This window comes from Methylococcus capsulatus str. Texas = ATCC 19069 (assembly GCF_000424685.1).
GTDB classification, from domain to species: Bacteria; Pseudomonadota; Gammaproteobacteria; order Methylococcales; family Methylococcaceae; genus Methylococcus; species Methylococcus capsulatus.
Genome location: NZ_AUKJ01000021.1, coordinates 23,345 through 47,447, shown reverse-complemented (window position 1 = coordinate 47,447; position 24,103 = coordinate 23,345). Strand labels below are relative to the sequence as shown.

The 24,103-nt window shown below is 64.4% G+C and carries 22 protein-coding genes; 10 read left to right on the top strand and 12 right to left on the bottom strand.

What is annotated here, in order from left to right:
- Positions 1–158: 158 nt before the first annotated feature.
- The 5 genes from bstA to sdmB are packed head-to-tail and all read left to right on the top strand — an operon-like array spanning position 159 to position 6,655.
- Positions 159–2,879 carry a sterol transporter cytoplasmic membrane protein BstA gene (gene bstA, locus H156_RS0109760; RefSeq protein ID WP_017364423.1) on the top strand — a complete coding sequence of 907 codons (2,721 nt, stop codon included), beginning with the start codon at positions 159–161 and terminating at the stop codon, positions 2,877–2,879.
- Entirely contained in the window at positions 2,876–3,721 is an 846-nt protein-coding gene (gene bstB / locus H156_RS0109755) for a sterol transporter periplasmic substrate-binding protein BstB (RefSeq protein WP_017364424.1), read from the top strand. Before bstA ends, bstB begins: the two co-directional genes overlap by 4 nt.
- A 13-nt stretch (positions 3,722–3,734) precedes the next feature.
- The gene (gene bstC, locus H156_RS0109750) at positions 3,735–4,529 is read left to right on the top strand and encodes a sterol transporter outer membrane protein BstC (RefSeq protein ID WP_238536802.1); all 795 of its coding nucleotides are present in this window, start codon (positions 3,735–3,737) and stop codon (positions 4,527–4,529) included.
- Positions 4,530–4,562: 33 nt separating this feature from the next.
- A complete protein-coding gene (gene sdmA / locus H156_RS0109745) occupies positions 4,563–5,672 on the top strand; it encodes a 4beta-methylsterol monooxygenase (RefSeq protein ID WP_017364426.1) in 1,110 nt (369 codons plus the stop codon).
- The gene (gene sdmB / locus H156_RS0109740) at positions 5,669–6,655 is read left to right on the top strand and encodes a sterol demethylase protein SdmB (protein ID WP_017364427.1); all 987 of its coding nucleotides are present in this window, start codon (positions 5,669–5,671) and stop codon (positions 6,653–6,655) included. The genes sdmA and sdmB overlap by 4 nt, the downstream gene beginning before the upstream one ends.
- Here sdmB and H156_RS0109735 read toward each other — a convergent pair.
- A complete protein-coding gene (locus H156_RS0109735; RefSeq protein ID WP_026045821.1) occupies positions 6,633–8,078 on the bottom strand; it encodes a L,D-transpeptidase in 1,446 nt (481 codons plus the stop codon). The genes sdmB and H156_RS0109735 overlap by 23 nt on opposite strands.
- A gap of 230 nt (positions 8,079–8,308) precedes the next feature.
- Here H156_RS0109735 and H156_RS0109730 point away from each other — a divergent pair, with 230 nt between their 5' ends.
- Together H156_RS0109730 and H156_RS0109725 are read left to right on the top strand one after the other, a co-directional pair.
- Entirely contained in the window at positions 8,309–9,838 is a 1,530-nt protein-coding gene (locus tag H156_RS0109730; RefSeq protein WP_238536801.1) for a dynamin family protein, read from the top strand.
- 79 nt (positions 9,839–9,917) lie between these two features.
- Positions 9,918–10,397, top strand: a complete 480-nt coding sequence (locus H156_RS0109725) for a metallophosphoesterase family protein (protein ID WP_026045823.1) — start codon at positions 9,918–9,920, stop codon at positions 10,395–10,397.
- A 10-nt stretch (positions 10,398–10,407) separates the two neighbouring features.
- Here H156_RS0109725 and H156_RS0109720 read toward each other — a convergent pair whose 3' ends face one another.
- Positions 10,408–11,568, bottom strand: coding sequence for a MalY/PatB family protein (locus H156_RS0109720; RefSeq protein ID WP_026045824.1), 1,161 nt, complete (start codon positions 11,566–11,568; stop codon positions 10,408–10,410).
- 187 nt (positions 11,569–11,755) lie between these two features.
- On the opposite strand from H156_RS0109720, the gene cysK reads away from it, so the two are divergent.
- Together cysK and H156_RS16030 are read left to right on the top strand one after the other, a co-directional pair.
- Entirely contained in the window at positions 11,756–12,688 is a 933-nt protein-coding gene (cysK, locus tag H156_RS0109715) for a cysteine synthase A (RefSeq protein ID WP_017364432.1), read from the top strand.
- A gap of 101 nt (positions 12,689–12,789) precedes the next feature.
- Positions 12,790–13,074 (top strand): hypothetical protein, encoded by a 285-nt coding sequence (locus H156_RS16030; RefSeq protein ID WP_017364433.1) that lies wholly within the window; start codon positions 12,790–12,792, stop codon positions 13,072–13,074.
- Between the two features lie 62 nt (positions 13,075–13,136).
- Here H156_RS16030 and H156_RS0109705 read toward each other — a convergent pair whose 3' ends face one another.
- The 9 genes from H156_RS0109705 to H156_RS0109665 all read right to left on the bottom strand — a co-directional run bounded on the left by H156_RS0109705 (position 13,137) and on the right by H156_RS0109665 (position 20,488).
- Positions 13,137–13,742, bottom strand: a complete 606-nt coding sequence (locus H156_RS0109705) for a peroxiredoxin (protein ID WP_010960324.1) — start codon at positions 13,740–13,742, stop codon at positions 13,137–13,139.
- A gap of 155 nt (positions 13,743–13,897) precedes the next feature.
- Positions 13,898–14,344, bottom strand: coding sequence for a hypothetical protein (locus tag H156_RS0109700; RefSeq protein WP_010960325.1), 447 nt, complete (start codon positions 14,342–14,344; stop codon positions 13,898–13,900).
- A 209-nt stretch (positions 14,345–14,553) separates the two neighbouring features.
- Entirely contained in the window at positions 14,554–14,901 is a 348-nt protein-coding gene (locus H156_RS0109695) for a hypothetical protein (RefSeq protein WP_017364435.1), read from the bottom strand.
- Positions 14,902–15,072: 171 nt separating this feature from the next.
- Positions 15,073–15,417 carry a hypothetical protein gene (locus H156_RS16025; protein WP_017364436.1) on the bottom strand — a complete coding sequence of 115 codons (345 nt, stop codon included), beginning with the start codon at positions 15,415–15,417 and terminating at the stop codon, positions 15,073–15,075.
- 235 nt (positions 15,418–15,652) lie between these two features.
- Complete coding sequence (locus tag H156_RS0109685; RefSeq protein WP_017364437.1) at positions 15,653–16,987, bottom strand: PepSY-associated TM helix domain-containing protein; 1,335 nt, start codon at positions 16,985–16,987, stop codon at positions 15,653–15,655.
- Positions 16,988–16,993: 6 nt separating this feature from the next.
- The gene (locus H156_RS0109680; protein WP_248617078.1) at positions 16,994–17,839 is read right to left on the bottom strand and encodes a DNA/RNA non-specific endonuclease; all 846 of its coding nucleotides are present in this window, start codon (positions 17,837–17,839) and stop codon (positions 16,994–16,996) included.
- A gap of 208 nt (positions 17,840–18,047) precedes the next feature.
- Positions 18,048–18,647, bottom strand: a complete 600-nt coding sequence (locus H156_RS0109675) for a hypothetical protein (protein WP_017364348.1) — start codon at positions 18,645–18,647, stop codon at positions 18,048–18,050.
- Positions 18,648–18,860: 213 nt separating this feature from the next.
- Positions 18,861–19,985, bottom strand: a complete 1,125-nt coding sequence (locus H156_RS0109670; protein WP_017364349.1) for a glutamate dehydrogenase — start codon at positions 19,983–19,985, stop codon at positions 18,861–18,863.
- A gap of 143 nt (positions 19,986–20,128) precedes the next feature.
- On the bottom strand, positions 20,129–20,488 hold the full coding sequence (locus H156_RS0109665; RefSeq protein WP_010960332.1) for an HPF/RaiA family ribosome-associated protein: 360 nt from the start codon (positions 20,486–20,488) through the stop codon (positions 20,129–20,131).
- Positions 20,489–20,758: 270 nt separating this feature from the next.
- On the opposite strand from H156_RS0109665, the gene H156_RS0109660 reads away from it, so the two are divergent.
- Positions 20,759–23,056 (top strand): Tex family protein, encoded by a 2,298-nt coding sequence (locus tag H156_RS0109660; protein ID WP_017364350.1) that lies wholly within the window; start codon positions 20,759–20,761, stop codon positions 23,054–23,056.
- Positions 23,057–23,066: 10 nt separating this feature from the next.
- Here H156_RS0109660 and H156_RS0109655 read toward each other — a convergent pair whose 3' ends face one another.
- A complete protein-coding gene (locus tag H156_RS0109655; RefSeq protein WP_017364351.1) occupies positions 23,067–24,077 on the bottom strand; it encodes an alpha/beta hydrolase in 1,011 nt (336 codons plus the stop codon).
- Positions 24,078–24,103: the final 26 nt, after the last annotated feature.

The following is a 24,103-nucleotide window of genomic DNA, read 5'->3' as shown; positions in this document are numbered from 1 at the left end:
GGCGGAGGAATCTCGAAGTCACGGTTTTGTTTTGGGGCATTGACAATTTAGACTATGCCTCGAAAGCACCACCGCGGTGTGCTTTCTTGCGTCCGACCGTCACCGGAGCTGCGGGTTCGGGCACCATTACCGCAAGCCCTTGAAACGAACAGCCTCGAGTGAACATCCCCCATTTGGCCGCTCTCGCGGCCGAACGCTTCGCCCGCCGGCCGTGGCGGGTCCTGGCTCTCGCCATGGCGCTCTCGGCGCTGTCCCTGTGGGCGGTTTCCCGGCTGCCGGTCCATACCTCCCGCCAGGCCTTGCTGCCGCACGACAATGCCGTTGCTCAGCGTTTCGACGCTTTTCTGGATAAGTTCGGGGCCGCTTCCGACCTGATCGTGGTCCTGGAAGGGGCGCCACCGGACGAGCTCAAGCCGTTTGCCGACGAACTGGCGACGGCGCTTGCTGCCGAGCCCGAAATCGCTCAGGCGACGGCCCGGCTCGATCTGCGTTTCGTGCTGGAGCATGCCTATCTCGCAGTGACCCCGGAGCGGCTCGGGACGCTGGCCGGCGTGCTGGAAAAGTTCGGGGCTGGCGCCATTCCGGAGGATTCCTCGCAGGTCGATGCCACTTTGGGCCGCCTGCTGCAATGGCTCGAAGGGGCGCCCGCCATGCCCGCTGCCGGTATCGACCTTCCCACGGTCGAAGTCGGGTTGAAACTGCTGGGGGCTTCGCTCGACGAGTGGCACCGCTGGCTCAGCGCGGGGGAGGTGCCGGCGGCGCTCGACTGGACGCGGCTGCTGGCCGGCCTAGGTGGGAGCGAGATCGCCAACGATGGCTACTTCGTCTCGCGCGATGGCCGGATGTACTTCCTGTTCGTACACCCGGCGAGCGCGTCGGAGGATTTCACAGCCATCGGGCCATTCGTCGAAAAGGTGAGAACCGTGGCGGCGGATCGGGCGGCCAGGGCCCGTGCGGCCGGCCGCACCGCGCCGAAGGTGGGGCTGACGGGGCTGCCGGCCATCGAGTACGAAGAGCACGTCAGCATCCGTCATGACATAGCGCTGGTGGTCGGTTCCGCCGCCGGGCTGATCGTCCTGCTGATACTGGTGGTGGTGCGGAGCTGGCGCTGGGCGCTGGTCATCTTCGTTCCCATGGGCCTCGGCGTGTTGTGGAGTTTGGGTCTTGCGCTGGTCACCATCGGCCACCTGACCCTCATCACCGCCAGCTTCATTGCCGTTCTGTTCGGCCTGGGCGCGGATTACGGCATATTCACCTCGGCGCGTATCGCCGAGGAGCGTCGTCGCGGTAAACCGCTGACCGAGGCGATCGGGGCAGGGATGGGCGCTTCCTTCCAGGCGGTGTTCACCGCGGGCGGCGCCTCGGTGGTGATTTTCGGGGCTTTGGCCACGGTCGATTTCCCCGGCTTTTCCGAACTGGGGCTGGTGGCGGCCAAGGGAGTGATGCTGATCCTGGTCAGTACCTGGCTGGTCCAGCCGGCGCTGTATGCCTTGCTGCCGCCGAAACTCGCGCCGTTGCCGGCCGCGGCGTCTGCCGGGGCGATCGAGCCGGGCCGTATGCCTTTCCGGGGAAGCGTCGCCGTGATCCTGGTCGCGGGGGCGTTGGCTACGGCGGCATTCGGCATCGGAAGCGGCTACGAGCTTCCCTTCGATTACGACGTGCTTTCGCTGTTGCCGAAAGACTCCGAGTCAGCCTACTACCAGAACCGTATGGTCGCGGAGAGCGACTATCAGGCGGAAGTGGTCATCTTTACCGCGCCAGATCTCGAAGAGGCCCGACGCATCGCAGCGGAGGCGGGCAGGCTGGGGAGCGTGGCCAAGGTGCAGTCGCTCATGGACCTGTTTCCGCCGGACGCCGACGCACGCGCCCTCGAGGCCCGGCGCATCGGCGAACTTGCTGACGACGGCTATGCGGTCCGATTGGCCAGGCTCGCCGCCATCGGTCTGCCGGAAGGGACTTTCGGACGCGTGCGGACGATTCTGGAGAAGGGCGGCGATTTCATCGACCAGTCCCAGGAGCTGGCATTCTCGGCCGGGCATTCCGGGCTGGTGGCGGCTTTGGAAGACGTGCGGGGGAGGCTGGATGCAGTCCGGTCCGCCATCGAGGCCGATCCCGTCCAGGCCCGGGAGCGCAGCGAGCGGTTCTTCCGGATGCTGCTGTCGGCGGCGGAGCGGGGCGTGGCACTGCTGGCGGAGTGGCGCCAGGCACGGCCCATCACCCCGGCCCAACTTCCGCCGGCTTTGCGGGACCGGTTTTTCGCCGCCGACGGGACGGTTGCAGTGTACGCTTTTCCGGCAAAAACTGTGTATGATCCCGCCAACCTCGACAGGCTGATGCAGGAAATTTATGGCGTGTCGCCCGATGCGACCGGCTTCCCGGCCACCCATCAGGTGTTCTCCAAGTCCGTGGTGGAAAGCTTCACCCATGGAACTCGCGAGGCGGTGACCGTTTGCCTGCTGTGGCTGGCGTTGGTCCTGCGCAACTGGCGCGGTTTCGTGCTGGCTTCCATGCCTCTGCTGATCGGCGGTGGCTGGATGCTGGGGCTGATGGCTCTCTGCGGCATCCGCTACAACTATGCCAACATCATCGCTTTGCCCCTGGTCATCGCCCTGGCGGTGGATTACGGCGTGTGGTTCTCCCAGCGCTGGTTCGACCTCAAGGACCGTTCGCTGACGCAGATCAATCGGGTCGCGGGGGGGGTGATCGGCCTCGCCGCCGGCACCGAGCTGGCGGGACTGGGGGCGATCACCCTGGCGAACTATCGCGGCGTGTCCAGCCTGGGCGTCAACATCACCGTCGGTCTCCTGTGCTGCTTGGCCGCGACCCTGTGGGTGGCACCGGCGATCGGACAGCTTCTCGATTCAAGAAAGAAACCATGACAGACAAGATTACGTGCTTTTCCCTCCTGGCGGCCCTGCTGGCCCCCTTCGTTCCCGCGCAGGCCGGCGCCCCCGCACCGGTGGTCGTCTGTTACCCGGGGGGAGCCGTGAATGAGCGCGACGCCGATCAGGCGATGGATGCGATGCTGCGGGTGGTGGAGCGGGTAGGGCAGTGGCCGGAGAAGAGTTTCAGCAGCGTGTTCACCGCGAAGGTGGCGGATTGCGGAAAACTCATGGCGGAAATGAAGCCCGCGTTCGCGATCACTTCGCTGGCGCTATACCTGGACATGCGCGGCCAATACGATCTGGTGCCTGTGGTTCAGCCCAGGATCGACGGACGTACCAGCGAGCGTTACCGGGTCGTGGCAAAGCAGGGCAGGTTCCACGACATGGACGAACTCAAGGGCAGGACGCTGGGGGGTACCATGCTGGATGAACCGGCCTTCCTCGGCAAGATCGTGTTTGCGGGCAAGTATGATCCGGAAAAGGATTTCGCCCTCCAGCCTTCGCGCCAGGCGATCCGGGCCCTGCGCTCCCTGGACAAGGGCGAGCTGGATGCGGTGGTGCTCAATGAACAGCAGTTCGCGGGTCTGAGCGCGCTGCAGTTGGCGAGTCCGGTGGAGACGGTGTTCACATCCGCGGAGATTCCGCTGATGGGTGTGGTGGCCAATGCCCGGTTGACTTCGGCCCAGGAACGGGCGCGCTTCGCCCAGGCGCTGGAAACCCTGTGTGCCGATCCCGAAGGCAGGAAGCTGTGCGACCTGTTTGGCATCCAGTCTTTCGTAGCGGTGGATCCCACCGTGTTCGATCCCATGGCCAGGCTCTGGCTGGCGCGGAACTGACGCATTGCATACCGTGCGTCTGTTTGCGGCCGGTATTCTGGCGGGGGTCCTGGCCGGTTGCGGCGGTCTTCACCGCGATGGCACTCCGGCAGGCCCGTCGGCGGGTTGTCCCCGGCTGACCGCCGCCGCCCTGAGTGCCGGTCAGGATGCACTCGGTCCTTCCAGCGAAACGCAGGAACTGGAATGTGCCCTGGATTTCCTGCGCGGCTCGGATGACCCAGCGTTACGCCGCAGTTCCCTGGGCAGCCGGATTTGCCTGCATCTCGCCGAGCGCAATTCCGATCCGGCGGAGCGTGCGCGCTTCGCCAGGGAGGGGGTGGAGCGCGCCGAAGCCGCGCTGGCGCAAGGCGGAGAGGATGACGGCGCGGTCCATTATTATCTGGCTGCAAACCTGGGGCTGGCCGTGCGCGATGACATGACGGCGGCGCTGGCGAATCTGCACCGGCTGGAGCACGAGTCCGAGGCGGCGGTGAAGCTGAGTCCCGATTTCGATGACGGTGGCCCCTTGCGGCTCTTGGGCATGTTGTACCTCAAGGCCCCGGCCTGGCCCGCAGGGATGGGCGACGGCGACAAGGCTCTGGACCTGCTCGGACAGGCGGTGGAAAGACACCCCGGGCACCCCCTCAACCATCTGTTCTATGCCGAGGCCCTGTGGGAAGTGAACGGCGAGAGCGAAAGCCGGCGAGTCGAGGAGGAAATGGCCGCCGGTTGGAGATTGCTGGAGTCCGGAAGCTGGGGATACAACAAACAAATCTGGAAACGGGAATTCGCCGATCTTCGCCAGGAGATCGGGGCGCCCGCTAGGTAGCATTCTCTTCCGCTCTTTTCCGAGGCGCCGACCATGAGCCGATCGATCAGAAACCAAGATGTCCCCGAACTGCCCCGTCGGCGGCAGGTCCGCACCGCCGGCATGAGCGGCAATTACTGGTATGTGGTCGAGATCGACGGCAGGCTCAAGCCCCGGCAAGTCAAACGGGTGCGTTTCTGGGGACAGGACATCGCGTTGTTCCGCGACGCTGCTGGCGAACTGCACGCCGTGGAAGACCGTTGCCCGCATCGGCAACTCCCGCTGTCCCAGGGCTTCGTCGAGGGGGGAAACCTGGTCTGTACCTATCATGGATGGAAATTCGATGGCTGCGGCCGGTGCACCGAAATCCACCATGAGCTTGGCAAGGGCCGTACCAGGTTACCTAGAATCCGCATCAGGACCTATCCCGTCAAGGCGCAATGGGGGCTCATCTGGCTGTTTCCGGGCGATCCCGCCCTGGCGGACGGCACCCCGCTGCCGACGATCCCGCAGCTCGAAGGGGGGCAGCCCTGGCCGTTCTTCCCGATCGACGTGACGATCAAAGCGCACTTCTCGATGATCGTGGAGAACGTTTGTGACTTCAACCACGAATACCTGCACCGGCACAAACGCCCCTTCCTGCAGCCGATCCTGCGCGAGTGGAAGCAGGACGCCGACAGTGTTCGGGTCTACTACGACACCCGTTTCGACGGGAGCCCCGTCGCCAAGCTCTTCATGGAAGGCGGGGCGCGTGATCTCAACGAGATCGAGATCTGGTACCAGTACCCTTATCAGGGTTCCGACATCGGCGGCAAGTACATCCACTGGCTGTTCATGCTGCCGGAGGACGAGCGCACCACCCGCTGTTTCTTCGTCTTCCTGTTCGGGCCGATCCATGTCCCGATCGTGAACTGGAAGATGCCCGAATTCCTGCGCAAGCCCATCCTCTGGTTCACCAACAAGTGGTACATCGAGCCCCTGTTGGGCGAGGACAAATGGGCGCTGGAATTGGAGCAGGACGGTTTCGAGCGCCATCCCGATGCGCCGCAGATCGAGCTCAATCCGGCCATCAGCTCGTTCCAGAGGTTGTCGCTGGAGAAGTGGAAGGCTTACCAGCAGTCCATGGAGAGAGCCGGGCCAAAGCCGGCGGCAGACCCGGCATGACCACACTGGTCACCGGCGCCACCGGCCATCTCGGCGCCAATCTGGTTCGGGCGCTGCTGGCCCGGGGCGAGAAAGTGCGCGCCTTCATCCGCCGACAAAGCGACGTCGCGGCGTTGGACGGCTTGGCGGTCGAGCGGGCCTACGGCGATCTGCGCGACCGCCGCTCGATCCGGGATGCGCTGGAAGGTGTGGAGCGGTTGTACCACACCGCGGCCTTCGTCAGTATCCGCGACGGTGACCGCCAGGAGCTGTTCGACGTCAACGTGGTCGGCACTCGCATGCTGATGCAGGAGGCGCGGCGGGCCGGCGTGCGTCGGGTGGTGCATACCAGCTCCTTCGGCGCGGTCGGCATCAACCCCCAAGGCGCATCGAACGAACACTGGACAGTCAGCCCGTTCGAACCGGGCACCGACTACGAACGGACCAAGGCCGTGTCGGAACACGACGTGATCCTCGAAGCCGTGCGCGGCCTCGACGTGACCATCGTCAACCCGGCCGCGATCGTCGGTCCGTGGGATTTCCGGCCCAGCCTGGTCGGCCGTACCATCCTCGACTTCGCCCATGGCCGGATGAGGGCGTTCGTTCCCGGTGCCTTCGACTTCGTCCCGATGCGCGACGTGGTGGCTGCGGAACTGCTGGCCATGGACAAAGGCATCCGCGGTGAGCGCTATCTCGTCACCGGCGAGCACTGCACCATCGGTCAGATACTGCAATGGCTGGAGGAGCTGACCGGGCAGCCGCGTCCGAAGCTCGCGATCCCGCCGCGCCTCATGCAGGGCATCGCGCTGCTGAAGGACCCGCTGGAACGCCGTTTTTTCCCCCGCCGGACGCCACGCTTCAACTACCACTCCATCCGCCTGCTCAACTCGGGCAAGCGCGGGGATTCCTCACGGAGCCGGCGCGAACTGGGCCTGGTCCCGACTTCCACCCGTGCGGCTTTCGCCGATGCCGTGGCCTGGTTCAGGGAGAGGGGGATGATCTGACCCCGGGCCGGTCACGCTGCGGTTCTTCCAGGGCGATGCGGGTGGAAGTGGATGACGGTGGCGAATGCATGACCGTCACCGGCACTCCGAGCGAGGCCCACTGATACAGCCAGCCGGCATCTTCGGGCGCCTTGGGCCAGCGCACGTTGTGCTTCTGGGTCGACATGTTGACGCAGCCATGGCTTGCAGGGCGGCCGAAGCCATTGTGCCACCAGGCGCCGTGGAAGGCGTAATCCGAATAGAAATACTGGGCATAGGGAACGTTTTCCACGATGTAATGCCCTTTTTCCCCTTTTTTGGCCCTGCTTTTCATGGTCTTCGTGGGAAAGCGCGCATAGATGTAGAACGAGCCGGTGACCGTCGGTGTCTGCGGTTTGCCCGTGCTGACCTTGAAGGTCCGCACGGTTTGGCCGTTTTCCACCGCTGTCATCGTCTGGGTGTCGAGGTAGACGAAGATTTTCCGGTCGGTTCCCGTCGAGAAGCTCAAATCCAGCGGGGGCTCGAGATAGCCCCCCTGGACACCGCGGAAAGCGCCGGGTTCCGCGCTGACCCGTATCACACTGGAGGGCGGCCAGCCGTTGAGCGGGGTGAATTGCAGCCGGGTTTTGCCGACCCAGCCCCATCTTCCGGTGATTTCCCTGCCGTCCTCGGTCTGGATCCGGACCTGCCGGCCCGCCTTGTCCCGTTCGGCCAAGGGCTCGTTGAAGGTGATCTGCAGAGGCATCGCCGTGCCGAGGTTCTCCGCCCCGCGGAGATTGACCTCCGCGGATACCGGCGGCGGCGTCGAAATGCGCAGCTCGAATGGAGGCAGCGGCACCCCGGCAGGGGTTTCCCAGCGAATCTGCGTCGGGTAGGTGCTGCCCTGGGTGTAGTCCGAGGCCTCAAGCCTGAAAACGGTGCGGGTTTGTTCCGGCTGGATGGTGAGTTTCAGTCCGCCGACGGCTTCGAGTTTACCCACCGGCTGATCGAACACGAGCGTCAGTGAGGCATCCGGGGCCAGGGTACGCTCCGCCGGTCCTTCCAGCCTGGGGATGCCCACGGTGGTGAATTCCAGCACTTCGGTCCGCTTCTCGTCGGACCAAAGGCGCTCGATCGTTGTGGTGAGGACGTAGTGTCTGCCGAAGGCGAGCGGGCCGGTGAACTCGAAATGCTCCAATTCCTGGGCGGCCGCCACAACCGTTCCGTTGTCTTCCCGCAGTTCCACGGCTGCGATCCGGCTGCCCACCCCGACGGGTTCCACCGTGACGGCCCGGCGTGGATCGGCCATTGCAGCGCCATTCGCCGGATACGTCACCATGCCGAAAGGAGTGAGGCGGGCGTGGATTTCCAGGGTGATCAGTGCCGCCGCCGCGACGGTCAGGATGCCCGCCAGTACCCGGCCCCTTCCTGATCGGATCAAGCGTACATTTGCGGATCGGTTCACGCCATATCTCCCTTGTGGTTTCGGTGCCGGAAACCCTGCTCTTGAATATTATCGGGATTTGCGCACGAAAGTGATACGGGCCGGCGGCATTGCCCCCGGATCGAATGCCGCGCAGCAAGCCGCGGGTCATCGCATCGAACCATGATCGACTTGAGGGCCGGGAACACGTAAAGTGTCGCGGTCTCGAACCCATCGGCACCGAGCGATCCGGTTCCGTCAACACAGAAGCCATGACCAACTATTCCGAAAATCTCGAGAGGCATCTCACCCAGGAAAATCCGGTGCTGCTGGGCGCGGCGCGGAGTTTCGAAGAACTGGACAACATCGCCCGTGAACTGGGCCTGATCGATCCGGAGTACGCCAGCGCCGGCCAGATTTCCTGGTGGCCGGTGATTTCGGTATTGGGCACCTTTTCCGCCGGCAAGTCGACTTTCATCAATCACCTGCTTCAGGCCAGGATCCAGCGCACCGGTAACCAGGCCGTGGACGACAAGTTCACAGTGCTGAGCTATTCCGATGACGTCGAGTCCAGGACCCTGCCCGGCATCGCACTGGACGCCGATCCCCGTTTCCCTTTCTTCCAGATCAGCAAGGAAATCGACCAGGTCCTGCAAGGCGAGGGCGATCGCATCAACGCCTATCTCCAGCTCAAGACCTGCAACAGTCCTTTTCTCAAGGGCAAGATCATCATCGATTCGCCCGGATTCGACGCCGATCCGCAGCGCGATGCCGTTCTGGCGATCACCAAACACATCATCGACATCTCCGATCTCGTGCTGGTATTTTTCGATGCCCGCCATCCCGAACCGGGCGCAATGAAGGACACCTTGCGCTATCTGGTGACCGAAACCATCAAGCGCCACGACTCCAACAAGTTCCTGTTCATCCTCAACCAGATGGATACCACGGCCCGGGAGGACAATCCCGAGGAAGTGGTGGCGGCCTGGCACCGGGCCCTGGCTGAATCGGGGCTGGTTACGGGAAGGTTTTACACGATTTTCTCGCCGGATGTCTCCGTGCCCATCGCCGATGAAACCCTGCGCCAACGCTATCTCCAGCGGCGCGACCGTGACTGGGCGGAGATCAACGCGCGTATCCAGCAACTCGAAATCGAGCGTTCCTACCGCATCCTCGGTACCCTGGAACGTCTGGTCGAGGAGTTCCAGGACGTGGCGCTGCCCGAAATCGAGAAGGTGTTCAAGACCTACCGCAAACGTCTGATCCGGACCGACTGCGCGACTTTCCTGCCGGTATTGGGGGCCGCCGGTTACGGGATGGTGGAATTCGTCCCACTGGAGCCGAATCTCCTGGTAATGGCGGGTTCGGGTGTGCTCATAGGGCTGCTGCTGTTGTGGTCGCGGGTCCACATCGTACTGAGCGTGATTTTTGCGGCATTCGGCGTGCGGACTCTCAAAAAACGCCAGAAGGCGCTCAACATCCGCTGGGACATGGTCCGCGGCTTCCGGGCGAATGCCATGCCCTGGCCGTTCTTCCGCAAACCGGGCCTGATGGGCTGGAGCCGGCGCTGCGAGATTCAGCTGTCCGCAATACGCCAGCGTTGCAAGGAATCGATCCAGTCGCTGAACGATCTGTACACGAATCCGTCGGGCAGGCCGGAAACAGGACGGCCGGTCGAGACGGTTTCACCGTTGGCAATCGAGTGTGCGGCCGAGCCGGTTCCAGGGATTCCGAACGAGGTGGAGCCGGGTCCGGAACCGCCGCGGGAGTTGCCCACCCCGCCGGAACGAGAATCTCCCTAGCCCGGCTGGCCGCCTCTGCGTGGCCGCAGGGACCTGGAGGCCGACGAATTGATGGAAGGAGACGGCGGTCACTGGCCCAATGCTGTGTAGTCGGGAAGTGAAGCGCATCGGGCTGATCGCCGACACCCACGGCCTGCTGCGTCCGGAGGCCGTCGCGCTGCTGGCAGGCAGCGACCTCATCATCCATGCCGGCGATATCGGCCATCCCGGGATTCTCGATGGCCTGGGCGAACTGGCGCCGGTGGTGGCCGTGCGCGGCAACAACGACCGTGGCGCCTGGGCCGAGAGCCTTGCCGAAACCGCGGTAGTCGAATGCGCGGGTCTTGCCTGCTACGTGCTGCACGACTTGCAAGCGCTGGCGATCGACCCGGTGGCCGAAGGTTTCGGCGTCGTGGTTTCCGGCCATTCCCACCGCGCTGCGATCCGCGAAAGCGGCGGGGTGCTCTATCTCAATCCGGGCAGCGCCGGTCCCCGGCGTTTCAAGCTGCCGGTCAGCGTGGCCCTGCTCGACATCACCGACGGCGCGCCTTCGGCCCGGATCGAATGGATCGCCGTCTGATACCGGGTTTTCAAAGCGCGCCGGCGATACGCTCCAAGGCCTCGGCGATGATCCGCCTCGGGGCGCCGATGTTGAGGCGCATGAACCCGCTGCCGGCATCGCCGAAAGTGATTCCGGGATTCATGCCGACCCGCGCCTCGTGTACGAAGAATTGCTTCAGTGCCGCATCGCTCATGCCCAGCGCGCGGCAATCCAGCCAGACCAGATAGGTGCCCTCGGGCGGGACCGGCCGGATAGCCGGCGCGTGGCGGCCGAGGAAATCGGCCACGAAGTCGCGGGTCTCGGCGAGATAGGGCAGCAAACGCTCCAGCCAGCCTTCGCCCTCGCGGTAGGCCGCTTCGAAGGCCGTGAGGCCGAACGGCGTCGAGGCGCCGATGTGGAACAGTTCGTAGATCTCGCGCAGCGCCCTGCGCAGGCCGGCGTCCGGGACGATGAGGGCGGACAGGCCCAAGCCGGGGATGTTGAAAGTCTTGGATGGGGCCACCGCGGTCAGAACGTTGGGGGGATTGTCCGCCAGCGCGGCCAGCGGCGTGTGCCGGTAGCCCGGATAGATCAGATCGTGATGGATTTCGTCGGACAGTACGGTCATACCGTAGCGGTCGGCGATGCGTAGCACCTCCTCCAGTTCCTCCCTCGACCACACCCGCCCGACCGGGTTGTGCGGCGAACACAGGATCATGAGCCGGGCGCCTTCGGCGGCCCGGCGCTCCAGGCCCTCGCAGTCCATCCGGTACCGCCCCTGCTCCAGCCGCAATGGATTCAGCGCCAGCCGGCGGCCGGGAACGGTGACCGCCGTGAAGAAGGGATGGTAGACGGGCGGCTGAATCACCACGGGGTCACCGGGTCGGGTGAAGGCCATCACCGCGGCGTGGAGCGAGGGCACCACGCCGGGAGAAAGGAGTATCCATTCCCGCCGGATTTCCCAGCCATGACGTTTCTTCATCCAGGCGATCAGCGCTTCGTACAGGCTGTCCGGGCACAGGGTGTAGCCGTAAATCGGATGGGCCGCGCGTTCCGACAAGGCCTGCGTGATCGCTGACGGCGCGGCGAAGTCCATGTCGGCGATCCACAGCGGAATCACGTCGTCGCTGCCGAAATAGGCGCCGCGTCCCTCGTATTTGACGGACAGGGTGCCGGCGCGCGGGATTTCGAGGTCGAATTCGGAAGCCACCCGGTCGTTCTCCTGGAGTCGTTCAAAGCTCTTCAAGTCTACCGGAAGGCGCCGCCGAAGGGCGGTGATGCAGTGCTTCACAAAAGAAATGACCCACTCGCCTCCTGGGGATATAGAATGCCGCGACGAGCGGTGCATGCTCCGCTCAAGCCCTCATCACCCTTGGAATCTTTCGCGTGCCAGACCCATGAAAATCGCCAATAGCGTCACCGATCTCATCGGCAATACCCCCCTGGTCCGAATCCACCGGCTCAGCGCAGGCTGCGGCGCGGAGGTCGTCGCCAAGCTCGAATTCTTCAACCCGGCCCACAGCGTCAAGGACCGCATCGGCGCGGCGATGATCGACGCCGCCGAGCAAGCCGGCCTGATCGGTCCGGACACCGTCATCGTCGAACCCACCAGCGGCAACACCGGCATCGCCCTGGCCATGGTCTGCGCCGCGCGCGGCTACCGCTGCGTGCTGACCATGCCCGAAACCATGAGCAAGGAGCGTCGCATGCTGCTGCGGGCCTACGGGGCGGAGCTCGTTCTGACACCGGGCCCGGATGGCATGGGCGGGGCGATCCGTAAGGCGGAGGAACTGGCGGCTTCCGATCCGAAATATTTCATGCCCCAGCAGTTCAAGAACGCCGCCAATCCGGAAATCCACCGCAGGACGACGGCCGAGGAAATCTGGCGCGACACCGAGGGTCGGGTCGACATCGTGGTGGCGGGAGTCGGTACCGGCGGTACCATCACCGGGGTGGGCGAAGTCCTGAAGCAGCGCAAGCCCTCCCTTCGGTGTGTCGCGGTGGAGCCGGACGCTTCGCCGGTGCTGTCCGGCGGCGAGAAGGGACCGCACCCGATCCAGGGCATTGGCGCCGGCTTCGTGCCGCCGATCCTGAATACCACGATTTACGACGAGGTCATCCGGGTGAAGAACGACGATGCTTTCGAATTCGCCCGGCGCGCGGCCCGTGAGGAGGGTCTGCTGGTCGGCATTTCTTCCGGTGCGGCGCTGTGGGCTGCGCGGGAACTGGCATGCCGTCCGGAGAACGCAGGGAAGCTGATCGTGACGATCATCCCCTCGTTCGGCGAACGCTACCTCAGTACCGCCCTGTTTGCACATCTGGAGGACTAAAGCCCGGTTCACGGCGTGAACCGAAGCCGTGAGTCCTGTATCTTATCGGTCCGGTGGGGCGAAGGCCCATGTCGAAATAAGAAAACGATGGAGGAGAAATCATGATCGGCGGCATCGTCGCAATTCTGATTGCGATCTGGTTCTACCGCTCGGCGGAAGGTCGCGGCCTGCCCGCGGTGCAATGGGCATTCGCCGGGCTGGTGGCTTATTACGTTCCGAATTTCATCTGGAGCCTGGTGGTGGCCAAGCCTTTGATGGCCGAATTCCATGCCCGATCGGCCGTCATGATGGCGGGATTGATCGGGCATTCGTCCGTGGTGGTGGGAGCGGTGGTGGCGATAGCCGTCCGCCACTATTTCCTGCTGCGGGCTCCGACCAACGGCTAAGCAAAAAGCGCGGGGGAGGTCGACTCCACCCGCGCTTTCCTGCGCACCGTGCGCCGGCGGGATTACAGCTTGTCAGCGTTCTTGCTCAGATAGCTGGCCACCCCTTCCGGGTCGGCCTTCATGCCGCTCTGGCCCTTGTTCCAGCCCGCGGGGCAGACTTCCCCGTGTTCCTCGTGGAATTGCAGGGCATCCACCATGCGGATCAGCTCGTCCATGTTGCGGCCCAGCGGCAGATCGTTGACGACCTGGTGGCGCACGATGCCCGACTTGTCGATCAGGAAGGTGCCACGGTAGGCCACGGCAGCACCTTCGACTTCGACATCGTAGGCCTTGACGATGGCATGGCTGACGTCGGCGACCAGCGTGTATTTGACCGGTCCGATGCCGCCCTTGTCGATCGGGGTGTTGCGCCATGCATTATGGGTGAACTGGGAGTCGACCGAAACGCCGATCACCTCCACGCCGCGCTTCTTGAGCTCATCGACGCGGTGATCCAACGCGATCAGTTCCGACGGGCAGACGAAAGTGAAATCCAGCGGGTAGAACACGAGGGCGACATACTTGCCCTTCGTTTCCTTCGAAAACCAGTAGTCGTCGACGATGGTGCCGCAGCCGAGGACCGCCGCGGCCTTGAAATCCGGGGCCGGTTTGCCTACGAGAACGCTCATTTACAGATCTCCTATGAATGAATGGACGGTGTTGGATCGCGGTGCCGGGCGAAACCTCGGGTCCAGCCCGGCGACCCTACAAATTTTGAGAGAGAGCCGGAAATCGGCAACCGGATTGTACACAAAATTACTCAGAAATAGTCCAGAGCCGGCATTCACAACGTAGAATGTGAAAAGGTGTCCATCAGGTCCTGCCAGACTGCGCCGATCACTGGATCCGGCAGGCCGCAGATGCGCGTGATGAGACCGCCGTCTCGGTGATAGAGTTCGACCGCAGCCCCGGACTGGCCTTCGTCGTCTTGCTCCGTCAGGTAAATCCGTCCGATCATCCGCTCTTCCAGCCCAAGGCTGAATTGATCGCTTTCGATCACGATGCGGCCCTTTTCCCGTACGCATTGGCGCAATGGGCCCATGAACAGCTGCCCCACGCCGGGACCGCTCAAATAAACCATGCAGGGCAGCCCGATGTTGGCCAGGAGACTCAGGCGTTCACAAAATGCTTCGAGGCCGAGCAGCACCCGGTGCGTGATCCGTGAGACGCCCAGAGGGGAAACGTGCGGGTGCAAATGCCCTGGATTCAGGCCGGTCGAGGGATCTGACATATGCGGCTCCGTTGTCGTCTAGCGGAAAGAACAGAGTGACCTGTGTTCGAGATTCCGTTTAGCAAATCGGGTGCCATGGTCGGCTCCGGCTTCCCTGGACCGCGCGAGACCGCATGATTCGGCGCTCAGTGTAGTTTTCCGGATTTAGCGGAGTGTGACGCCGGCTGTGTGGACTCACCCACGAGCGCGGGAAATCGCGCCGCCCGTCTTCACTGCGCCCGCGGATAGCGCCGTTCCAGGTCGGTGAGGAAACGGTCGATCTGCCGCAGTCCCCCGTAAAGAAGCTTGGGGGTGCGCCGATGCAGCCAGCGTTCCAGGCGGTAGCCCATCCTTGGCCACAGAACCAGTGTCCCGGCGACCCAGAAAGGTGTCCCGATGACGCCGGGCGCCAGCTCGGCGACGATGCCGGCGGTCACCAGCAGCCAGCCGACATCGCGCGGCAGGCTTTCGAGATAGCGGGCGACCACTCCCGGCTCGGCCTGCTCCATGCGTGCCGGAAGGAGGGATGTGCCGGCGGGGGGGTGTCCGGCCTCGGCTTTTTCTTCGGAAACCGTCATGGATCGTTGCGTAAGACGTGGGCTTCGAGTTTCCCAGTCTGCGCCTTTACCGTTACAGGGCGATGAAGCTTTTGGCCGGGAGGGCTTGCGCGAAGTCCCTCGCCCGGGGAGGAAAAAACAATCCCCGCAAGCTGCGGGGATGGGAGAGAACGGCGTTCGGTGACGAGGGGTTCAGGTCGTCGCCATGCCTTCCCCGGACGCAGCGAGCGCTGCGCGTTCATTTTCACGCCTGGTGAAATCCTTGACCGCGGAGTCGGCTCCGTCGCACATGCCTTTGGCGAGGGCGCTGTCTTTGGGAATCAGGCTGCCGATCATCAGGCCACCGAACACCAGGCCGTAGGTGATGCCGTAGGAACCGGTATAGACGACCTTGGAGAGGGTTCGGGCCAGGGCGGGAACGAATTCGCCCGCGGCTTTGCGTGCTTGACTGGCGCCTTCTTTCAATCCTTCCACGGCGACCGCGACCGCAGTGATCGCGGTGGATTTGGTGGCTTCGGTTCCGGACGCCGACTCCATCGAAGTCTCCGGTGCCGTGGCCTCGGTCGGGGGCGTGGGGGGGCTTTCTACTCCGGTGTCCTGGGACGTTCGGGATGAGGGTCTCTTGGCCATTGATACTTTCTCCTGCCAACACGGTTGAGACGATTTTTCCGCTGCGATCGGAGGAAGGCGGGGCGGCGGAAAGTCCTGGTTTTCGCCCTGGGGAAAACCCTGAAAACCAATATAACAAGATTTTCTTTTGCCGTCGTACACGTCATTGTGACGGTCCAAGAGGAGTTCGGTCCCGCGAGCGGCGGCGCTGCCGTTCCGCCCGGATCTTCGCCATGCCGCGGAACAGAACCGCCGTGACATGAGCGATGTGCGCCGTTGCAGCATGGGCGAGAGCCGACAGCAGGTCCTTCAGTTCCGGCCAATGGCGGTGCCAAAGCCGGATCCATCGGGAAGGAAGGCGGGGGCGATAACGGACCACGTCGATCCGCCGCTTGTGCGCCCAGTGGACGAGGCCGGTCACATACAGTGCGAGGGGGACGAAACCGCCAAGAAATCCCAGGATGCGGCCGGTTGCGCCGAACAGGCTGCCGTTGTGCAAGGGGCGGATGGCGTTGACGAAGCGTTGTCCCCGGCTGAAGTCGGCGGAGTTGCGGGTCTGGCGGATGTGGCCGCTGTAGGGGTCCACCCAGACGGTGGTGAGGGCGTGATGCTCTCCGGTCCGGCGGAAGTCCACCCGGTACATGCCGTTGCTGGCACGGGGGGTGGTCACGCTGTCGACGACAGCGTTCGGAAACAGGCCGCGGGCCATCAGTATGGCCTGGGTCAGGTTCAGCGGCGTGTCGGAAACGGCGGACGAGGCAGTGATTTCTTCCGCATCGGGGCTGTCATGATGCCCGAAATCCGCGGTGCCGGTCACGGTGGTCAGCAGCGAGGGAAACGCGAGATGCAGCCCGGTGAGGGTGGCGGTCACCAGTAGCGGCAGGCCGTAAATCCCGGCGATCCGGTGCAGGTCGAAAATTCTCCGCTTGAAGCCGGCCCGGGGCTTGACGGTCATTGCTTGGCGCAGACGGCGGCCGGCTGGTAGCCACAGCCGGAAACCGGTGACGAGGCTGGCCAGCAGCGCCAGGCCGGTCAGGCCGACGAGCGCCTGGCCGAATCCGCCCAAAAGCCACTGGGAATGCAGGCGGTGGGTCCAGGTTGCGAAGGTGTGGCCCCAGAACCGGTTTGCCAGGATTTTCCCCGTGTAGGGATCGATGGCCACCATGAGTGGGGCATAGGGTTCCCCGCTGGTTTCGATCGGTTTGTCGTACCAGGCGACCGCCGGGCTGTCGGGCGACTCCGGGAATTGCAGCCGCCAGGATCCGAAGCGTCGGGGATGGGCGGATTTCACCGCAGCCATCATCTGGTCCGGTGACAACCCGCCGCCAGCGCGGGGGATCACCGTGAGCTCGGGATTGAGCCAACGGTCGAGTTCCGGGCCGACCAGATTCAGACTGCCGGTGAGTCCCGTGAGGACGAAGAGAAACCCGACGCTCAAGGCGAGGGTCGAATGAATCCTGAGCCAGCGCTTTCGCCGGTGCCGTCGGTTGGTCATCATCCCGTGTTACTCATGGTCTGGTGGAGGAGGGGGCCGGCGATGTCTGGAGGAAGAAAGCCGTCCGGGCAACCGGGCCAATTCCTGCAATCCCCAGGGTTGGGACGCGATTTCCGCTTCCAGGTCCGCTTCTGCGGCGTCTTCGAGTTCGTGGAAGAAATCCAGGCCGGACAGGGCTTCAACGGTGTCGACGCTGGCCAGGAAACGGTCCAGGGGGGCGTTTGCGGGCGCATCCTGCGGCACGATGAAGGCCAGGAGGCGTGGAGCACCCGATGCAGTCGGCGCCGCATAGATTCGGAAGAAGGCATCGGGAATTTCGACCCGGAAAGCCGATTTCAGCCGCTCCGTCCGGGCATCGAACAAGGGGCCGGTGACGACCCAGACCGGATCGAACAGACGGGTGAAATGGTCCAGTTCGGCTTCCTCCAGGCGCTCCCATAGCTTGCGGTTCAGTTCGGGCTTTTGCGGGACGACGTTGGTCATCAGGAAACTGTCGAGCTGTCCCGGCCGACCAAACAGCAGGTCCATCGCATGATTGGGGGCCATGTGTCCCCGATCGTACCCGCTGCGGGTATAGTCGTCGGGGCTGACCCGCGTCAGGTTGCGCCAGTCGGTCCTGAAATGGCGGGGGCGGGGATGCGTTTCCCCGCCGTGACTGACCGGCCGCAAGGTGAAGATGACCCAAAGCGGATTGCCGCGCAGTTCCGAATACCCGAGCATGAACCCGTGGTTGCGGAGTACGTGAGTCCAGGTCTGCGGCCGTTTCCAGTCGGTCGCGCGAGGAACGCCCAGATAGGCCATGCGGGGTCTGGCCAGGAAGACCTCGTAGGCATACCCGGCTGCTGCGGCGATCAATGCCAGGGCCCACAGGGCGGCGTGAAGACGGCGGGGAGCGTATGTCGTAGGTGATGCGTGTCGGCGTGTTCCGGACCGGGGCCGGCGGCTGGAGAATGGAAGCAAGGACGGCAAGCGGCTCGGGTTATCGCTGGGGGAGGAACGGAAAAAGCCGCCGGACCGGTGTTGACCGGTCGGCGGCTCGGCGGAAGCAGGAAGCCTTGCCTGCTCAGTGCTGCACTGCCGGGGCGGGCGTGGCTGCCGAGTGGGCGCCGTGACCGCCTTCGCTTGCCCCATGGCCGCCGTGGCCGCCGCGGCCGGTGCCGCCGCCGCTCTGGCCAGGACCTGCGCCACCGCCACCGGCTCCGGCGCTGACCCCTTGGCTCTGACGCAGGCCGATGGCTCCCCCCGATGCCTTCGCGATGTTCTCGGCAGTGAGCCCACCCAGGGCGATGGCGGAATCGACCACGATGGTCGACACGGCGGTGACGTCCTGACGGTCGGCGATGTCGCTGGTGACCACGGCTTTGACCGGCGCCGTGGATGCGGCATTGGGGTTCGTGGGGGTCACGGTGATGACGATGGGATAGACCGTGCCGGCGGGGATGGTCAGTTCGAAATGGTTGGTGTCTTCCAGGTCGAACGCAGTGATGACCGCGCCATTCCTGTCGGTGACCTGCAGGCGTCCGTCGTTGATCGGGCCGGTTTGATCGCTGACATTGCCGCTGATGTGGGCTTCCGAGCTCGACGCGGCGGGGATGGAGCTGCCATTGTCGCCGCAGCCGGTGATCAAGCCGGTGAGGACCAGGGAAAGGGCTCCGGCTTTCATGAGATGAAGCGCGTTCGTTGTATTCTGCATCGCCATGTCTGTATAACCACTTTCCGTACTAGAGCGGGAATGGAGGGTCTGTTCGTCGGAACAGTGTAATGTCCGTATGGTATGCTCGCGACCAGCGCGACGGATCGCGTGGCTTTATAGCACAAGCAGAAACACGGTGTACACTGGTCGAGCCCCCGGCGAGGGGATTCGCAGCCACTCTCTTCAGTCTGCCGACAGACCGCTCCAGCGGCGGTAGCTCATGGCTTTGACGATCGGCTTCATCGCAAGCCGGACTGCCGCCTCGCGGGGCAGGGTGCCGTCGGTTTCGACCGACTGCAGAACCTTCTCCGTATTGCGGCGGATCTTTTCCTTGATGGCGCTCAGAACCTGGGTCTTGTTGGCGCCACGGCATTCCATAGCAGCTCCGATCAGGCCGCCGGCGTTGGCGATGAAATCCGGGACGCAGATGATGCCTTTTTCGTGAAGATAGCGCTCCGCCGCAGGGGCCAGTGACGCATCGGCCGCTTCCACCACCAGCCGGGCCTTGAGCCGGGCGGCGTTGTCCGGCGTGATGACGTCACTGCCGGCGGCCGGTATCCAGATGTCGCAGTCCAGATCGACCGCGGCGTCCGGAGCGAGGCGCTCGCCTTCGGACGAATCCACCACGCTGCCGCCCTTCGCCTTGATGGCGACCAGCTCGGCGATGTCGAGTCCCCGCGGGTGGTGGAGCGTTCCCCCGCTGTCGGCGATGCCTACCACCACGGCGCCGTTTTCCACGAGGTAGCGGGCGGTGTTCTGGCCGACCGTGCCGAATCCCTGTATGACGACCCGGGCATCTTCGAGTTTGAAACCGCAGTACCGTAGCGCCACCTCGGTGGCATGGTAGAGCCCCCAGCCGGCAGCGCCGATGCGGCTCAGCGCGATGCCGCCCAGTTCCCGCGGGAGACCGACCGCTCTGCCGTTTTCGTCGCGGATCCAGGCCATGGCGGTTTCACCGGAACCCATGTCCGGTGCGAAGATGAACTGGTCTTCGCTTCGCAGTGCACACGCCAGCGCCCGCACCCGATGTTGTCTGCAGGCGTTTTCAGGGCTTCCGGGAGCCGGGTGGAGCATTGCGACCCCCCCGCCGTGGGGGAGGTCGGCCGCGGCGCTCTTGAGGGTCATGGTCCGGGCGAGGCGGCAGCCGTCGGCGGTGGAACCGGCGGAAGCGATGCGCAATCCGCCGATCGCCGGTCCCAATGCGACGTTGTCGATGATGACGGTTGCCCTCAGCCCGACCGAAGGTTCCCGGACTTGAATGATGCGGGCGGGACCGAATTCGTCGGAGGGGTCGAATATGTCCGTCATTTGGGACTCCTGTAGGCGGGAACGATCGTCGTCAAGCCCAACAGGCTAGCCCGCCCATATTACAGTGAGTCGAGGGATGGTCCGCCGGAATGAGGATGGATTCCCGAAGGGACCCGCCCGTGGCATGGCGGGTCCTCGGCGATTCAGATCGTCTGGGGTGCCTGATGGTTTTTGACTTCGCCGCGCTGTATGCGGACGTATTCTTCGAGCTGGCGCTTGAGCGCGTCGAAAGCGTCGCGCAGTGCGACGTAGACGTCCTCATGAGCCTGTTTGTCGTGATGTTCGCGACTGACTACCAGATGTTTGTTCGGCACGGCCAGGTCGATGCGCACATGGTAGAGATTACCCTGGTGCTGATGATGGTGCTCGGCTTCCACGGCAACCCTGCAGCTGATGATATGGTCGCAGAACTGCTCCAGCTTGCCAGCTTTTTCGCGAATCCTGGTCTCCACCGCGTCGGAGTGCGGAATGCCACGAAATGTAATCTCCAGAGGTACTTGCATAATCGATCCCGATGACTTTTCGAATGAGTGTGAGCTTGGGAAGAGTCGGTGCGCCGGCGGTCCTCGGCTTCGTCGGCGTTTCTGTCGAGCCGGCCCGCCCTCCCCGTTCGCGAGGCGCGCATCGAACTGCGGCGCAATTGTGCATTATTGCATTGCTTTGCGGCGGTGTCGAACGAGCCTTGCCCGGATTCTTCCGGGTCCGGCTGCGTTGCAAGGGGTGGGGCTGTTAAAATCCGGGTTATTTTACCGACTCGTGCAGGATCGAAGACGATGGATGTGATCGCCCGCATCGCTCAGGAACTCGGCGTCCAGGTACGCCAGGTACAAGCGGCGGCAGCGCTGCTGGACGAAGGCGCCACTGTGCCTTTCATCGCGCGCTACCGCAAGGAAGTGACCGGGGGTCTGGATGATACCCAATTGCGCACCCTGGAAGTCCGCCTCGGCTATCTGCGCGAGCTGAATGACCGACGCGAAGTCATTCTGGCCAGCATCGCCGAACAGGGCAAGCTGACCACGGAGCTGGAGCAGGCCATCCGTGAGGCCGATACCAAGACCGGGCTCGAAGACCTGTATCTTCCCTACCGGCCGAGGCGGCGGACCAAGGCACAGATCGCCCGAGAGGCGGGTTTGGAGCCTCTGGCCGATGCGTTGCTGGCCGAACCGGCGCTCGAACCTCTGGCGACGGCGGCTGGCTATGTCGACGCCGGCAAAGGCGTGGCCGATGCCGGCGCAGCCTTGGACGGTGCCCGTCAAATCCTGATGGAGCGCTTCGCCGAGGAGGCGGTCTTGGCGGGCGAGTTGCGTGAAAAGGTGTGGCGCGAAGGGCTTCTGGTTTCGTCCCTGGTGGATGGCAAGGCAGAGGGAGGAGCGAAGTTCAAGGATTATTTCGACTATGAGGAGGCGCTGGCCGGGATTCCTTCGCACCGCGCCCTGGCCCTGCTGCGCGGGCGCAATGAAGGCGTCCTGTCGCTGGTTCTGCGGGTGGCCAAGGACGAGGAAGCCGGCCACCGGTTCGCCGAACACCGCATCGCCAGCGCTTTCGCCATCGCCGACCGCGGACGTCCGGCGGACTCCTGGTTGTTGGAAACCGTGCGTCTGGCCTGGAGGGTGAAGCTTCTCACCCGCATCGAACTCGATCTGATGCAGCGCCTGCGGGAGACGGCGGAGGCCGAGGCTATCCGGGTGTTCGCCAGCAACCTGAAGGATTTGCTGCTGGCCGCGCCGGCCGGGCAGCGCGCCACCCTGGGGTTGGATCCGGGGTTGCGCACCGGGGTCAAGGTCGCCGTGGTCGATGGCACCGGCAAACTGGTGGCCACCGATACGATCTATCCGCATGCCCCCAGGAACCAGTGGGATCAGTCCATCGCCACCCTGGCCGCGCTGATCGCGCGCTACGGCGTCAGCCTGGTCAGCATTGGCAACGGCACCGCTTCGCGCGAGACCGACCAATTGGTGGCCGATCTGATGCAGCGCCATCCGGAACTGGGCGTGACCCGCGTGGTGGTGTCGGAGGCCGGGGCCTCGGTGTATTCGGCCTCGGAGCTGGCAGCGCAGGAATTTCCCGAGCTGGACGTATCGTTGCGCGGCGCGGTGTCCATCGCTCGCCGCCTGCAGGATCCGCTGGCGGAGCTGGTCAAGATCGAACCCAAGTCGATTGGCGTCGGCCAGTACCAGCACGATGTCAACCAGACCCAACTCGGCCGTACCCTCGATGCGGTGGTGGAGGACTGCGTGAACGCGGTGGGGGTGGATGTCAACACCGCTTCGGTCTCGCTGCTGCGTTACGTCTCCGGCCTATCGCAGAGTCTGGGTCAGAATATCGTGGAATACCGCAACCAGCATGGGCCGTTCTCCAATCGGGAGCAGTTGAAGAAGGTCTCGCGGCTCGGGCCCAAGGCCTTCGAGCAGGCTGCCGGCTTCCTGCGCATTGCCAATGGCGAACATCCGCTGGATGCTTCCGCCGTGCATCCGGAAGCCTATCCGGTGGTGGAGAAGATCGTCCAGCGCACCGGCAAGGATATTCGCGAGCTCATCGGTAACGTGGCCTTCCTGCGCAGCGTGAATGCCGAACAGTTCACTGACGAGCGCTTTGGCCTGCCCACCGTCACCGACATCCTGCGCGAACTGGAGAAGCCCGGCCGTGATCCCCGGCCGGAGTTCAAGACCGCCCGTTTCAAGGATGGGGTGACCGAGCTCAAGGACCTCCAGCCGGGTATGCGGCTGGAAGGGGTGGTGACCAACGTCACCAATTTCGGCGCTTTCGTCGATGTCGGCGTGCATCAGGACGGTCTGGTCCACATCTCCCACCTGGCGGACAGGTTCGTGCGCGACCCGCGCGAAGTGGTCAAGGCCGGGGATGTGGTTCAAGTGAAGGTGCTGGAGGTCGATATCCCGCGCAGGCGGATCGCCCTGTCGATGCGCAGCGACGCGGCGAAGGGCGAAGCGGAGCCGCCGCGCCGGGAAACGGGAGAGACGGCCGGCAAGCCGCGCCGCAGAGCCGCTCCCCAGCCGGTACGGCAAGGCGCGATGGCCGAGGCGTTGGCGCAGGCCTTGAAGCGCGGGCGCTGAGTTTACCGTTTCAGGTGCCGTCCGCTGCCGGGAGTCCTTCGGCGACCTGGCGTTCCGCCCCGGATGGCAGTGGCGCTGCCGGTGTCGCGATCCAGGCCGCAATGTCGCGCCAGGGCCGCTCGGCCTGGAGGTCGCGCAACAGCAGGTGGTAACCCCGGCGGTAATAGGCGAAGCGGGTGCCGGCTGGAAGCTTGTCCAGCAGGGCCATGAGCGGTGTCCTCGGAATGATCTCGTCGCGCTCGCCATAGAGCACGAGGGTCCGCGTCCTGAGCGCCGGGACACGTTCCTGGGCGGTATCCATCAGATCGGCCAGGCCGTGGATCGCGTCAACCCGGGTGGCCTTGATGACGTTCGGATCCCGGCCCAGCCCGCGGAGCATCTCTATGTTGTCCGATGCCATCACCCCCAGCCCTTCGCCGGTGAGGCGCAGCCAGGGGATGGTATGCGAGCTCACGGCCAGCAATAGGCTTTGGTACCACGGCATGGTATCGCGCGACCATACTGCCGGTGCGGAGAGGATCAGGCCGTCGGCGCGCGGAGGCCGGGCGGAGGTCATGGCGACGATGGCCACGGCGCCGCCCATGCTTTCCCCGAGCAGATAGACCGGCACGCCCGGATGCCGGGTCCGGACCTGGCCGACGAAGGTTTCGAGATCCTCGGTATAGGCATCGACTCCTGCCCAGAGTCCGCGCCCCGGCGCCAGGCCGAAGCCGCGCTGGTCGTAGGCGTAGCAGCCGATACCCTGGGTCTTCAGATAACTGCCCAAAGGCTCGAAAGCAAGGCTGTAGTCGTTGAAGCCGTGGACGGCGACGACGACGGCTTTGGGGCGCGTCCCCGCCGGCAGCCAGTGCCGGACCGGGAGAACCGCGCCGTCGGCGGCGATGAAATGGGCTGCGTGCAACTGCGGCGACGCCACGACCGGGCCGGGACGGTTGATCACAGGGGTACAGGCCGCCTGTATCATGAGCGTTATCAGGCAAATCAAGGCACATCGGGGTGCGATGATGGCACGACGGTCCATGGCGGACGTGGCGGTGAGGAGATGAG